Raw genomic sequence first — 14,905 nt, 5'->3', positions numbered from 1 at the left:
TTATGATTCCAATCAGTAATCCAAGAAGCCAATTAATTCCCATTGAAGCCGAAATACTAAGTGCTATAAAAGATGTACTCCAAAGTGGCAATTATATTTTAGGTGAAAATGTTTCAACACTTGAAGCCGAAATAGCTAAAAAATTACAAGTTTCCGAATGTATCGCTGTAGCTAATGGAACAGATGCATTAACGCTCGCTCTTCATGCATGTGGTATTGGCGAAGGTGACGAAGTTATTACAACGACTTTTTCATTTTTTGCTACAGCTGAAGCAATATCAAGAGTTGGCGCAAAAGTAATTTTTATTGATGTAGATGAAAAAACGTTCAATCTAGATCACAATAAAATTTTAGAAAACATTACAACTGCAACCAAAGCAATTATCCCGGTCCACTTATTTGGTCAACCGGCGAATATGAACGAAATCAATAAAATTGCAAGTGAGCACAACTTGCGAGTAATCGAAGATGCCTGTCAAGCATTTGGAGCGATGTATCAAGGAAAACCTGTTGGGAGTTTAGGCGATGTCGCTTGTTTTTCTTTTTTTCCAACAAAAAACCTTTCTACAATAGGAGATGGGGGAATCATTACAACATCAGATCCAACGATTGCCAAGCGTATAAGAAGCTTACGTGCGCATGGTAGCAAGAAAAAATATTTTCATGACGAAATCGGCTACAATAGTCGGCTTGATGAAATCCATGCAGCAATTATTCGTATTTGTTTAGAACATATCGATGACTGGAACGAAAAGCGAAAAAGTTTAGCAGCCAGATACAATAAGAAACTAAAAGATATCCATATAATTAAAACTCCATTTGCCTCTAATCAATCAACACATGTGTACCATTTATACTGTCTCGAATCGGAATATAGAGAGAAAATAATCGAAGAACTATATAAGCAAAATATTCAAACCGGTATTTATTATCCCTGCAGTATTCATTTACAAAAAGCATACAAACACTTAGCGTATCAAGTCGGAGATTTCCCCATTGCAGAATCTTTATCAAAAAAACTTTTCGCTATACCTCTCTATCCTGCACTTTCGTATAAAGATCAAGATAAAGTAATAAATGCATTAAAAACCATAAAGGTCTGTCATTCATGATTCAAGTCGGCTTAATTGGCTGTGGCTTTATCGCAAAAAAACATGTAAAAACTATATCAACATGCGAAGAACTCGAATTAAAAGCGGTAAGTGATTTAGATCAAGAGAGGATGCAGGAAATTTCGTCTTTATATAAAGAATTTAAAAAGAGAAATTCGTCTATTTCTTTCTATAAGGATTACAAACAACTAATTGCAGATCCTGAAATTGCTGTTGTTATTATTGCAACCATTTCAAGTCTACATGCAGAAATCGCAAAAAAAGCTTTGAAAAACGATAAGCATGTCATCATTGAAAAACCACTTGCTCTAACGCTTAGAGACGCAGACGATATTATCCAATTATCAAAAACAAAAAGTAAACAAGTTTTAGTCTGTCATCAACTCCGTTACAGACCAGTGTTAGAGAAACTAAAATTTTTACTAAATAAAGATTACTTTGGAAAGCTTTATTTTGGCACTATTTCTTTAAGGCTTCATCGTTCTTTTGATTATTACAATTCCTCTACTTGGAAAGGAACATGGGATCAAGATGGAGGGATGCTTTTAAATCAGGGCATCCATCTGATCGATTTGTTAATTTGGTTTTTTGGAGATGCACACTCTGTATACGGGGAGATTGATACGAAAATTAAGAACAAAGAAACAGAAGATATTGCCACGGGAATTATTACATTTAAAAATCAAGCAAAAGGAGTGATTGAAGCCAATACCATTACCACTCCTAAAAATTTAGGTTACTCTTTATCTATTTTTGGGGAGAAAGGATCCATCTGCATTGGGGGAACAGGATTTAATAAGATTGAGCATTGCTATATAGAAGAGTATCCAAAAGTAAAAGATGAATTATTAAAATTGCAACAAGAAACAAATGAACATGAGCGAATGTACGATGCTATTATTAAAAGTATAACGAAATCAAAACAACATTTAATGAATGCAGATGAAGGAAGAAAGGCTTTAGAGTTAATTTTTGCACTGTACCAATCAGCCAGAAATGGTAAACCTGTTTTCTTACCTGTTAAAAATTTTTCCACTATTGATATGCTTAAATAATTAATAAAGGGATGATGTGAAAATAATGATTAGCAGAAAAGCAAAAATCGGAAAGAATTTTGAAGTTGGTCACTACACTGTCATAGAGGATGGTGTTGTAATAGGTAATAATGTGAAAGTTGGAAACCATGTTGTCATTAAAAAGGGTTCCATAATTGGTGATAATGTTGTCATTCAAGATTTTACTAAATTAGGTCAGCTTCCTACTTCAAATAACAATATCGCAAATACTCCTAATAAAAATCTAGGTAGATTATTTATAGAAAATAATGTGAAAATTGGTTGTAATTGTATCATTTATCAAGGTTCTTTAATTTCTAATGGGGTATTAATTGGAGACTTTGCGAGTGTCAGAGAAAATGTAAAAGTTGGAATGGAGAGTATAATTGGTAGAAATTCCATGGTCGAAAACGATACTACTATTGGAGAAAATGTCACTATCCAGACTAGTTCCTATGTTACTGCTAACATGATTATTGAAGATTATGTTTTTATAGGACCGTGCTTTTCTTCATCAAATGATAAATATATGGGAGAAGGAAATTATCAATTAAAAGGACCTGTTTTAAAATATGGAGCGAAAATTGGGAATAACGCTTCCCTTTTGCCGGGAGTAATTATTGGAGAAAAAGCAGTTGTAGGAGCAGGTGCTGTTGTTACGAAAGATGTTCCAAATAATATTATTGTAGTTGGCAATCCAGCAACTTCCCTATAGTTAATTTACTAGATTATACACTCACTTTTTTAAATGTGTTTCTATATTAGCGTTCATGCCTTTACGAAAATAATAGGAGCACATAGAATATATTGAATTCAATCTAATAAAAGATTGGATTAAATTTACTAGAAAAGGAGTGAAAATATTGGCCATTACTAACCTAGTCACAAATGGAGGATTTGAAACAGGTGATTTATCCGGATGGTCTGCTCTTAATACAATAGTTACAACTGAGAAACCTCATTCAGGTAACTACTCTGCCCGTTTTCCATATGGTGCTACTGTAGCTTCACTTTCTCAAATCATTCCAATTAATCCTGGTCAAAACTTTCAATTTCTCATGGCTTTATCGAAGTTGGGACTTCAGCAAAGTCCAAGAATTTTTATCAACTTATCATATTTAGATCCCAATAATAATGTGGTAGGAAACGCCTTAAATATTCAAATACCATTTGGAAGTATTCCGAATGCGGGAGCATGGCGAGAAGTTATCCAAATAACGGATGTAGCACCTGCAACTGCAACACAATTATTAATAGAAATCAGTAAACCAATAAGCGCTATAAATGCTCCATTTATCTATATAGACGACATCGCCTTATTGTCCTTTGCTTCTAATGGAGGAGGCCCAACAGGACCACCTGGACCAACGGGTGCGACTGGACCGACAGGTGCGACCGGACCTACGGGTGCAACCGGACCTACGGGTGCGACTGGACCGACAGGGGCAACTGGACCTACGGGTGCGACTGGATCTACGGGTGCGACTGGACCTACGGGTGCGACTGGACCGGCGGGTGCGACTGGATCTACGGGTGCGACTGGACCTACGGGTGCGACCGGACCAACGGGTACGACCGGATCTACGGGTGCGACTGGACCTACGGGTGCGACTGGACCGGCGGGTGCGACTGGACCTACGGGTGCGACTGGACCGGCGGGTGCGACTGGACCGGCGGGTGCGACTGGACCGGCGGGTGCGACTGGACCGGCGGGTGCGACTGGACCTACGGGTGCGACCGGACCAGCAGGAGCTTAAGTCTACTTTAATACAATAGCAACTGAAACTAAATACCAAGTAAAATACATCAACTAACGGATATCCAATCCCATTATCCTTGACGGGGTTGGATATCTGCCTGTTAAAAAATACTAAAAAGATGAATAAAGTGAATAGCGTATTCTTCTTTACAAAAATAAATGAGGGATGTGTATAAATGGTTACTGTTAGTCTCTGCATGATCGTAAAAAACGAAGAGGAAGTTTTAGCCAGATGCCTTGATTCAGTTTGTCACTTAGTAGATGAAATAAATATCGTAGACACCGGCTCTACAGATCAAACGATTGATATTGCTAAAAAATACACTGATCGAGTATTTCACTTTGAGTGGACTGGAAAATTTAAAGATGCTAGAAATGAATCTTTTAAACACGCAACAATGGATTATATTTTTTTTATGGATGCAGATGATGTATTAATGGAAACTGATCAACTTAAATTTAAGCAATTAAAAGAATCTTTAGATCCTAACGTGGATTCCGTATCAATGTACTACAATGCAGGTTTGGACGACTTTGGAAATGTTACATTATTTTATCGCAGGAACAGATTAGTAAAACGAAGTCGTCACTTTAAATGGAAAGGTGATTGTCACAATTATTTGGAAGTATTTGGTAATGTCATCAATTCTGATATCGCGGTAACACATAAAAAAAGTTCCCACTCAACCGGAAGAAATCTGTCAATTTATGAAACAAAAATTAAAAATGGGGATAGTTTTACTCCACGAGATTATTTTTATTATGGAAATGAACTCAAAGAGAACGGTCACTATGAAAAGGCGATTGAGAGCTATACAAAAAATATTAATATGAGAGAAGGATGGAAAGAAGATAAATTACATGCCTGTATTAATCGAGCAGATTGTTATAGATTTTTAGGAGATAATGAAAATGAATTATCTTCCTTATTTGAATCATTTCGATTTTCAAGTACACCCCGGGCAGAAGCTTGCAGTAGGATAGGCTTTCATTTTCAACAAAAACAAAATTACAAAGATGCTATTTTTTGGTATAAATTAGCAACACAGATTAAATTTGATCCTAGTCGCTGGAGTTTTACTTATCCTGCATATTCTACTTGGTATCCTCATTTGCAACTCTGTGTATGCTATTATAATGTGCTAGATTATAAATCATCGTATGAGCACAATGAAAAAGCACTTGAATATCGTCCAACAGATGAAAGAATGCTTTATAATAAAAAGCTGTTGCAAAAATATATTTAAAAGATAGCCAAAACTTATCTTTCCACTTTTAATATGAACTATTACAGAAGCTAACGGATTATATTAGTTATCTAAATCAATTCCCTTCCTTTTTATAAATCCACCTATACCAATTGATCCCTCTCTTAATACACTATATTGACGTGGTAGAAGGGAGGTATTTCTGATTGATATTAATTGGAAAGACTGGATAATTGCTCTTTTATGTTTCGGAGCAATATATCTTATTTTCTCAAATAGTGATTCACCGTCCAATCAGACAGGTGAAAACGGGGAAAACTCCGATCAATCCCAACAGGATGTATTTTGGGGTGTTGATTCCGCTAATGCAGCAAAAGATGTATACAAATGTGTAAGCGATAATTTTGGTGAACCAAAAATATTTGGTCGCTACCTTGGCGATGTAGAAGGAGTAGCAACTTCATTAGATCAAAAAGAAGTTAAATTTTTACACGATAAAGATATTAAAATTTTAGTGATCTATAACCTCATTCCTAAAGAAGCGACTGGTTTTGATAATGGAGTTCAGCATGCAGAAGATGCAATTGAGCTCTCCAAAGAATTAAAAATTCCTGAGGGTATTGCTATTTTTGGGGATATAGAGCCAGATTTCTCAATTGACTCAAAATTTATCGAAGGCTGGTACAAAACAATAAGTGATTCAGCTTATGAACCAGGATTATACGGAGTATTTGATAAAGATAGCGATATCTTAGTAGCTTTTGAAGATACGGATGAAGAGATACAAGAAAATACGATTGTTTGGACCGCTTATCCACAGAAAGAACCAACTTCCAAAGAAAACGCACCTGAATATGAGCCGCAAGGACCCGAAAAAGCAAAAATATTTGGTTGGCAATATGCAATAGACGCTGAGACATGTAATATTGATACAAATGTATTTACAGAAGAAATGTTGGATTACGTTTGGTAAAGATAATTTTAAAAAATATATGGTTGACTCCTGACATGAAGAATCATTCGTGAACATGTCGGGTCGTTTCTTAACATGCTGAGTCGTTTTCAAACATGTCGAGACGTTCCTTAACTTGCTGAGTCATTTACAAACATGTTGAGTCGCAGACTACTTCATTTGCAAAATAAATGCAGCCGTCGACTTACTATCAACGGCTGCACTATTTCATTCACATTTACTATCTTAAAACATTTCTGAAGTAGATTTTCCTTGCATATGTTGGATTAAATAATCAGGTCCACCTGCTTTTGAGTCTGTTCCTGACATATTGAATCCTCCAAATGGCTGGTATCCAACGATTGCTGCTGTACAGCCACGGTTGAAGTATAAATTTCCAACATGGAAATCTTCACGAGCTTGCTCAATATGTGCACGGTTATTCGTGATCACTGCACCTGTTAAGCCATATTCGGTATTGTTTGCAATTTCAATCGCTTCGTCAAAATCTTTTGCCGGTGTTAGAGCAACAACAGGTCCGAAAATTTCTTCTTGCATGATGCGAGCTTTTGGATCCACATCTGCAAATACTGTTGGCTGAACGAACCATCCTTTTGAGTCATCTCCATCTCCACCAACGAGTAGCTTGCCTTCTTCTTTTCCAATTTCAATATAACTCATAATTTTGTCATATGCAGCTTGGTCAATTACTGGACCAGTAAAGTGTTCATTTGTTGCAGGGTCGCCAGCCTTCATGTCGTTTGTAAGCTCGACAACGCGATTTTTAACTACATCATAGACATCTTCATGAATTACTGCACGGGAACAGGCAGAACATTTTTGACCAGAAAATCCGAATGCCGAATGAACGATTGATTGTGCTGCTAATTCCAAGTCTGCTTCATTATCAACAACAATTGTATCTTTTCCACCCATTTCAATAATTGTACGCTTAAGCCATTTTTGTCCTTTATCTTCATGAACAACACCAGCTCGTTCAAAAATTCTTGTTCCAACTTCACGAGAGCCTGTAAAGCTGACAAAACGAGTACGCGGGTGGTCAACTAAGTAATCTCCGACTTCACTTCCAGGTCCTGGAATATAGTTAATAACCCCTTTTGGAAGACCAGCCTCTTCTAAAACTTCCATAAATTTATATGCAATAACTGGAGTTGCACTTGCAGGTTTAAGTAACACTGTATTACCAGTTACCATTGCTGCAACCGTTGTTCCTGCCATAATAGCAAATAAGAAATTCCAAGGTGAAATTACTACCCCAACACCGAGAGGAATATAATGAAATTGATTTCGTTCAATTGGACGGCTATTTACAGGAATACCATCTTTCAATCTCAACATCTGACGTCCATAATACTCCATAAAGTCAATTGCTTCAGCAGTATCTCCATCTGCTTCATTCCAAGGTTTACCGCCTTCTTTTACTAGCAACGCACTAAACTCATGCTTACGGCGACGCACAATCGCCGCTGCTCTAAATAAAATATCCGCTCTAAAACGAGGATCGGATTTTCTCCACGTTTCAAACGTTGCATCGGCAACCTTCATTGCACGTTCAGCAAGTTCCTCATTCGCTTTTGAAACATACCCGATTACTTCTTTTTTATTTGCTGGATTTAAGGAAACAATTTTGTCTTCCGTTGTAATTCTTTCTCCATTTATAATTAAAGGGTATTCTCTCCCTAAATCTGCTTCTACCTTTTTTAATGCATCTTGCATCTGACGTTTATTTTCTTCAATTGAGAAATCAGTAAAAGGTTCATGTTTATAGTCAACTACCATGATAGTGGCCTCCTTTAAAATAATCAGCTAATTATAATGATACCCTGTTCATACAATTCTAACCAACACACTTAATAAAATTGTTTCTGATAAAATTCATAGTAATCCGGAATATGATTTAACGCAATTAACTGAGAATATAATTCAGCTCGTTCGTGGATATTATCAAAGTCAATATTTGTTAATTCCACAATTTGTTTAACTCTATAATTTAATGTATTTGGATGGATAAATAACATTTCGGCGGTTTTTCCAACTCGGCAATTATTTTTTATAAAGTACCAAAGCGTTTTTAGTAACTCACTGTTGTTTTCAGCGTCTTTTTTCATGACTTTTACAATTTTTTCATTCCGGTAATTTTCGCTTACATTTTTCTTGTACATATACTTGATATAACGATACATTCCCAGTTCATCAAATGAGCAAGCTACTTGATCCAAGTTTAAAAAAACGAGCGTTTCAATAACTTCTAATGCTTCAAGATAACTCTGTCTTATCTGACTTATTTTCTGATACTCATTACCGCTACCTATAAAAACAGCTTTTCTTTCTGCTTCTGAAAACATGTCTAGTAACTGACCTTTTAATTGATCTGTTTTTTGCTTCGACGATATTTCGTTGCTACCATCAACAATTCCAACTATTTCTGTTCCTTTCCCCAAATAATAAGCAATTTTTTCTTTTACAAAGATCCCTTTTATTGTATTTAACAGAGATAAAAATTCCGGATCTTGTATAGATACAATAATGATAGTAAATTGCTTAGGAACTTGATAGGATGTAATACCAGCGGCACGATGTATTTCTGCATCATTTAAAAACTCACCGTTAAGCAATTTCCATATGACAGTCGGCAGATCATTTTCGATGGTTTGTTGTTCTTCAAAAAGCAACTTACCTAGATAAGGCGCTACTTTTGTTATAAAATTTAAAATCTCCTCATCTATCGAATCATCCGCTTCGTAAATCCATAAGTAACCCCGTATAATATTATGATATTTTAAACTGATAACAATCCGTTGATAAAAGCCTATGTCTTCAATTGCCGGTAACCTGAGAGGTCGTTCCTCCCACTTTAATCGGTCAATAATCCCTTCTTTTTTCAGACGTTCAATAATAAATAACGGGCATCTTTTAGATAAGATTGTCTTTTGTTGTACGGGATCAAATGAAAATTCATTTGGTGAACTATAAGCGATAAGTTCAAAATCTCTATTTTCAACAATTACTCCTTTTTGTAGTATATCGCTTAATTGCTCTACTAACTGACGTACATCACTCGCTTGAAAAACCTTCTCAGTTAAATCCATCCGCTTCTCTCTTCTCCCCTAATTTTATTCACTTACCTAGATTGTACTTGGTAAAATAAAGCATGTCTACAATCGAAGCCAATTTAGGGGAAAATTGAGAGTTTCTCACTACACCTCTAGTATAAAACAAGGACTCATGTCATTCAATATTGCCCATACATAAAATAACCTTCTCCTTATTGTGGATCTTCCACAATACAGGTAATTATAAATTATTTAAAAACTAGAAAATCGTTGATTAGCTGTTCTACGTAATAGATCTAATCAACGATTTTCTTTCAAGAAGCTATTTAAGCTCGACTATTTAGTGATATATATGAACGTTTGGTTCATCTTCTCCTGCTTTACGATAAATTAAACTTTCCGAACCATTACTTGAGGTTATATCCACTTCAATATCATAATAGTTAGGGAAAATTTCTTTAACGAGTCCATATACATATTGCGTAAACCCGATAACTTCCCCTTTACCGTAAAATTCAATTGGCACTTCAATCGATAACTGCGTTAAATTTTTTTCAATATAAAGTCCTCTTCCAGCCACCCCAACATAGTTAGGAAAATAATCGGCAATTTTTTCGCTAAAAGTCTTAACCTTTTGATGATCTTCATTATATTTTTCATTTGCTTGGTCTGAAGGAAACAGTACATTCTCTTCATTAATAGTTTCCCATTTATCGATAGTATGTTCACCTTCACCGACTAATGTTTTAGCAACAAAGTTCCCAGGTACAGGAGAAGATTGTTCTTCTTCTCTAAATAATGCAATCATAATCGGTACCTTTTTTAATTCTTCCTTATCTTGCTCCCGGATCGCTTCAAGCACTTGTTGAGCGATTTTCTTTCCTTCTTCTTCCATTTCCTTTTTGGGAATCTTTTCATAATAATAATCTCCACCTGTTTCCGTTTGAAATCGGTAAACAGATTTAAGAGAGATTCCAATAGATAAACCAACTAGTTCTACCGTGTTATTGTCTTTCCTCTCTAAATAATTTTGCTCAAGAATATGAGAAAAAACTCGGGGATTATTTCGATGTTCTTTAATTTGCTCTTTCTCATCTTTTTTTTCTTTTACATTTGGATTTAACGAATCAATAAGTTCATAAATAAACTCAGTTTCTAAATACTGCCCCTCTTCAAATACATACTTTTTCGGGTCAAAGACTGACGTAGAATGACGTCGTAATCCTTCTTCTAGTTCATCGATATCGACTCGATTAGTTACTTGGTTCGTAATAGCTCCCCGTGCCGGTCCGGGCCGATACGGTAAAAGCATTTTATATTGATCATCCGATAAGGAGTAGTTTGGGATAATTGATATCTCTGTCTCCCCTTCATTTTCTTCTGGCTGTACAATATCTTCTTGGCTTTGATTGGAACAACTTGAAAGCAGTAGAAGTGCACATCCTATTAGTAATATTAATCGTTTCATGTAGACACTCCTTTAATAGCTGCTTCTAACTGGGATTCATCCCAAATAGGGATGCTTAATTTTTTTGCCTGGTCATACTTTGAGCCAGAAGCGTCCCCAGCAATCACTAAATCAGTATTTTTACTTACACTACTTGTTACTTTACCACCGTTTGATTCAATAAATTCCTTCGCTTCACGTCGGGTAAATTTTTCTAATTTTCCTGTTAATACGACCGTTTTATTAGTAAATATTTCTGACACCTCTGAGTCACCGTCTGTTTGACGCCGCTCATAAGACATATTTACCCCGAGTTCATTAAGTCGTTCCAGTAATTCTTTTACTTTTTCTTGTGCAAAATAATGAACGACAGCATCTGCCATTTTTTCACCAATCTCATTTATCGCAACGAGTTGATCATAGGTTGCTTGTTGTAGTTTCTCCATCGTTTCAAATTCATCCGCCAAAATTTGAGCAGCTTTCGCACCGATATGACGTATACCGAGTCCAAATAGTAATTTTTCTAATGAGTTTTTCTTTGATTCCTCGATAGCCAAAATTAAATTGGATGCCGATTTTTCCCCCATTCGTTGAAGTGGTAAGAGTTGTTCTTTTTTTAGACGATATAAATCATCAATAGAATTAACAAGTTTTTCTCTAAATAATTGGTCAATCACTTTTTCTCCAAGACCATCTATATTCATTGCATCTCTTGATACGAAATGAATTAACCCTTCTTTTAATTGAGCCGGACAATCCGGGTTCATACAACGAAGTGCAACCTCATCATCTAAATGAACTAACTCTGTTTTGCATGCCGGACAATGTGTTGGCATTTCATATGGCACTTCTTCTCCAGTTCGTTCAGTTATAACGACACGAACTACCTTTGGAATAATATCTCCAGCTTTTTTTACAATAACTGTATCTCCAATTCGAATATCGAGTGCACGAATTTGATCTGCATTATGGAGAGTCGCTCTACTTACCGTTGAACCATCAATAAAAACAGGTTGCAAAATGGCGGTAGGTGTTACCACCCCTGTTCTGCCAACACTTAACTCAACATCTTCTATTTTAGAAATGGCTTCTGTCGCAGGGAATTTATAAGCAATTGCCCATCTCGGTGTTCTTGCCGTATAACCTAATGTTTCTTGCTGTGAAAGATCATCGACTTTAATAACAATGCCATCAATTTCATATGGCAAGCTTCCTCTATTTTCTGTCCAGTAGGCAACATATTCAATTACTTCATCAATTGTCTTGCACTTTCTCCACTCTTTATTTATTTTAAATCCTTGTTCTTTAAGATATTCCAGTCTACCGCTATGTGTCTGAATCTCATCGATTGTCCATTGCCCATAACCAAATAAAAATAAGTCTAAATTACGAGTAGCTGCAATACGAGGGTCAAGTTGTCTTAATGAACCTGCTGCGGCATTTCTCGGATTAGCAAAAAGCGGCTCGCCACTTTCTTCACGAATTTCATTTAGTTTTAAAAAAGAATGATGCGGCATATAGGCCTCTCCGCGAACTTCTAATAGTCGTTGTTCCGGGATATAAAGAGGTACGCTTCGAACAGTTCGTAAATTACTCGTAATATCTTCGCCTACACGACCGTCCCCTCTCGTTGAACCCCGAACGAACTGTCCATTTTCATATGTCAAAGCCACAGCCAAACCATCTATTTTAAGCTCACAAACATAAACTACTTCTTCGTGTAAACCGTTTGTAACTCGGCGATGAAAATCCCGAAGTTCTTGTTCATTAAATGCATTCCCAAGACTTAACATTGGTACTTCGTGTTCTACTTTTTCAAACCCTTCAAGGGGTTCGCCACCAACTCGTTTCGTCGGTGAGTGAGGGAAAGTTAAATCTGGATACGCTTCTTCAAGTTTACGTAATTCTTGATACTTTTTATCATATTCCGCATCTGGGATACTCGGATTATCTAATACATAATATTCATGAGCATATATATTAAGTTGATCTACTAAAGCTGCCATTTTTTCTTTTGCTTCTTGTTTATTCATCTTATCTTAACACCTCATTGTTTCGTAATCGGTGCAAATTTCGCTAATAACCGTTTAATTCCTGTCGGTGCTGGAAAAGCAACGTCCAATTCTGTTGAATCACCTGTTCCTTGTACGTTTACGACTGTTCCAACTCCCCACTTATTATGGTGCGCCTTATCTCCAGCTTTCCATTCCTTATTTTCTGCACCAGTTGACGATATTCTTTCTGCTTTTTTACGAGGCAACTGTTTTTTACGTGTGATAGGTCTATTTGTTCCAATAGAATTTACTGCTTGATTATCAAAGAAAGGATCATGGATCTGGCGTTTTTTCTCTACTATTCCTTCTATTAATTCTTCCGGGATTTCTGTAATAAATCTGCTGATTGGATTAAAGTTCGTTCGACCATAAAGTGTCCGCATATTCGCATGAGTTAGGTATAATTCTTTTTCTGCTCTTGTAATTCCTACATATGCTAAGCGGCGCTCTTCTTCCATTTCCTCTTCATCCATCATCGATCTACTATGTGGAAAAATATTTTCTTCCATTCCAATTAAAAACACAACTGGAAATTCCAACCCTTTTGCTGAATGGAGTGTCATTAATGTAATTTTCTCGTTATGATCGGCAGACGTATCATCCATTGAATCAATATCAGCGATTAATGCCAAATCTGTTAAGAAAGTAACTAATGTCTTATCATCTTCACTCGTTTTTTCAAAATCTTTTGTTACGGTCATAAATTCAGCGATATTTTCAAGGCGACTCTCTGCTTCGATTGACTTTTCATTTTGTAACATTTCTTCATAATTCGTTTGCTCTAACACCATTTCCACCATATCTGTTGCGGGTAGAAATTCTTGTTGTCTAATTAATGTTTCCATTTGCGATCTAAAGTTTACAAGTGCCTGAGCAGCACGTATTGGTACACCAGTGTGTTCTATTTCTTTAATCGCTTGGAAAAATGAAATATCATTTGAAACTGCATAGGAGCGAAGTCGTTCAAGTGAGGTCGCTCCAATTCCTCTTTTCGGAACATTTACAATTCGTTCAAAGCTGATGTCGTCATCTGGATTCGTTATTAATCGTAGATAGGCAATGATATCTTTAATTTCTTTCCTGTCATAAAATCGTAGACCTCCTACAATTTGATACGTCATATTCGCCTTCATCAGCGTATCCTCAATTGCACGTGACTGCGCATTTGTCCGGTAAAGTACGGCAATATCATTCGGTGTATATGAACCCTCTTCTACTAGTTCTTGGATTTTTTCCGTTATAAATAATGCTTCTTCTCGTTCCGTTGCACCTTGGAAATAAGTAATTTTACTTCCTTCTTCGTTATCCGTCCACAATTTCTTTGGTTTTCTACCTTTATTATGATTGATCACATGGTTTGCCGCATCTAAAATCGACTTCGTTGAACGGTAGTTTTGCTCTAAATAAATTGTTCTTGCACTTGGATAATCTTTCTCAAACGATAAAATATTGGCGATATTCGCACCCCGCCATCTGTAAATCGATTGATCTGAATCTCCAACGACACAAAGGTTTTGAAAACGGTTTGCCAGTTGTTTTACTAAATAGTATTGCGCATGGTTCGTATCTTGATACTCATCGACATGAATATATTGAAAACGACGCTGATAATACGTAAGCACTTCTGGAACTCGTTTGAATAAATGGATGGTTTCCATAATTAAGTCATCAAAATCGAGTGCTTGATTTTTCCTAAGCATTTTTTGATATGCTTCATAAATCTCGGCAACTTGTTTTTCAAAAACATTACCCGCATTTTCCAAGGCTTGCTCTGGTGTAATGAGTTCGTTTTTTGCATTACTAATTTGATTAATCATCGCTCTCGGATCATACTGCTTAGGATCAATATTTAAATTTTTTAAAATCTGTTTCATCACTGTTTGCTGATCACTACTATCGATAATTGTAAAATTTCGGCTATAACCTATACGTTCTATATCACGGCGCAAAATTCGAACACACATTGAGTGAAATGTAGATACCCACATCGCTTCACTTTCAGATCCAACTAATTTTTCTACACGTTCTTTCATTTCACGAGCTGCTTTATTCGTAAAAGTAATCGCTAAAATATTTCTTGGTGATACTCCTTTCTCATCCATTAAATAAGCAATGCGGTGAGTAAGGACTCGCGTTTTCCCACTACCGGCACCCGCCATAATGAGTAGTGGTCCTTCTGTATGTTTGACAGCTTCTTGCTGCTCTTTATTTAAACTGCTTAAAAATTCGATCACGCTCATTTTG

Annotated in this window: 11 protein-coding genes; 6 read left to right on the top strand and 5 right to left on the bottom strand. The window is 36.2% G+C overall.

Going from position 1 to position 14,905, the window contains the following annotated elements:
- From SPD89_RS16210 to SPD89_RS16185, 6 genes are all read left to right on the top strand, one after another.
- On the top strand, positions 1–1,112 hold a 1,112-nt coding region (locus tag SPD89_RS16210; protein ID WP_336262991.1), incomplete at its 5' end, for a DegT/DnrJ/EryC1/StrS family aminotransferase.
- Positions 1,109–2,167 (top strand): Gfo/Idh/MocA family protein, encoded by a 1,059-nt coding sequence (locus SPD89_RS16205; protein ID WP_336262990.1) that lies wholly within the window; start codon positions 1,109–1,111, stop codon positions 2,165–2,167. The genes SPD89_RS16210 and SPD89_RS16205, both read left to right, overlap by 4 nt.
- Before the next feature lie 25 nt (positions 2,168–2,192).
- The gene (locus SPD89_RS16200; protein ID WP_336262989.1) at positions 2,193–2,882 is read left to right on the top strand and encodes an N-acetyltransferase; all 690 of its coding nucleotides are present in this window, start codon (positions 2,193–2,195) and stop codon (positions 2,880–2,882) included.
- Between the two features lie 148 nt (positions 2,883–3,030).
- Complete coding sequence (locus SPD89_RS16195; RefSeq protein ID WP_336262988.1) at positions 3,031–3,924, top strand: NTTRR-F1 domain; 894 nt, start codon at positions 3,031–3,033, stop codon at positions 3,922–3,924.
- A 178-nt stretch (positions 3,925–4,102) separates the two neighbouring features.
- The gene (locus tag SPD89_RS16190; RefSeq protein WP_336262987.1) at positions 4,103–5,173 is read left to right on the top strand and encodes a glycosyltransferase; all 1,071 of its coding nucleotides are present in this window, start codon (positions 4,103–4,105) and stop codon (positions 5,171–5,173) included.
- A 163-nt stretch (positions 5,174–5,336) separates the two neighbouring features.
- Complete coding sequence (locus SPD89_RS16185; protein ID WP_336262993.1) at positions 5,337–6,107, top strand: glycoside hydrolase domain-containing protein; 771 nt, start codon at positions 5,337–5,339, stop codon at positions 6,105–6,107.
- 225 nt (positions 6,108–6,332) lie between these two features.
- Here the strand turns inward: SPD89_RS16185 and pruA are convergent, their stop codons facing one another.
- The 5 genes from pruA to pcrA all read right to left on the bottom strand — a co-directional run bounded on the left by pruA (position 6,333) and on the right by pcrA (position 14,901).
- Positions 6,333–7,886 (bottom strand): L-glutamate gamma-semialdehyde dehydrogenase, encoded by a 1,554-nt coding sequence (pruA, locus tag SPD89_RS16180; RefSeq protein ID WP_336262986.1) that lies wholly within the window; start codon positions 7,884–7,886, stop codon positions 6,333–6,335.
- Between the two features lie 71 nt (positions 7,887–7,957).
- Positions 7,958–9,196, bottom strand: a complete 1,239-nt coding sequence (locus tag SPD89_RS16175; protein WP_336262985.1) for a PucR family transcriptional regulator — start codon at positions 9,194–9,196, stop codon at positions 7,958–7,960.
- A gap of 304 nt (positions 9,197–9,500) precedes the next feature.
- Positions 9,501–10,628, bottom strand: a complete 1,128-nt coding sequence (locus tag SPD89_RS16170; protein ID WP_336262984.1) for a CamS family sex pheromone protein — start codon at positions 10,626–10,628, stop codon at positions 9,501–9,503.
- Positions 10,625–12,640 (bottom strand): NAD-dependent DNA ligase LigA, encoded by a 2,016-nt coding sequence (gene ligA / locus SPD89_RS16165; protein ID WP_336262983.1) that lies wholly within the window; start codon positions 12,638–12,640, stop codon positions 10,625–10,627. The genes SPD89_RS16170 and ligA overlap by 4 nt, the downstream gene beginning before the upstream one ends.
- A gap of 14 nt (positions 12,641–12,654) precedes the next feature.
- Complete coding sequence (pcrA, locus tag SPD89_RS16160) at positions 12,655–14,901, bottom strand: DNA helicase PcrA (RefSeq protein ID WP_336262982.1); 2,247 nt, start codon at positions 14,899–14,901, stop codon at positions 12,655–12,657.
- Between the last annotated feature and the right edge of the window lie 4 nt (positions 14,902–14,905).

Origin of the sequence: Pseudogracilibacillus sp. SO30301A (assembly GCF_037072025.1) — a bacterium.
Taxonomy (GTDB): Bacteria; Bacillota; Bacilli; order Bacillales; family Amphibacillaceae; genus Pseudogracilibacillus.
The sequence above is the reverse complement of the archived record's forward strand: the minus strand, read 5'-3'. Positions and strand labels throughout refer to the sequence as shown.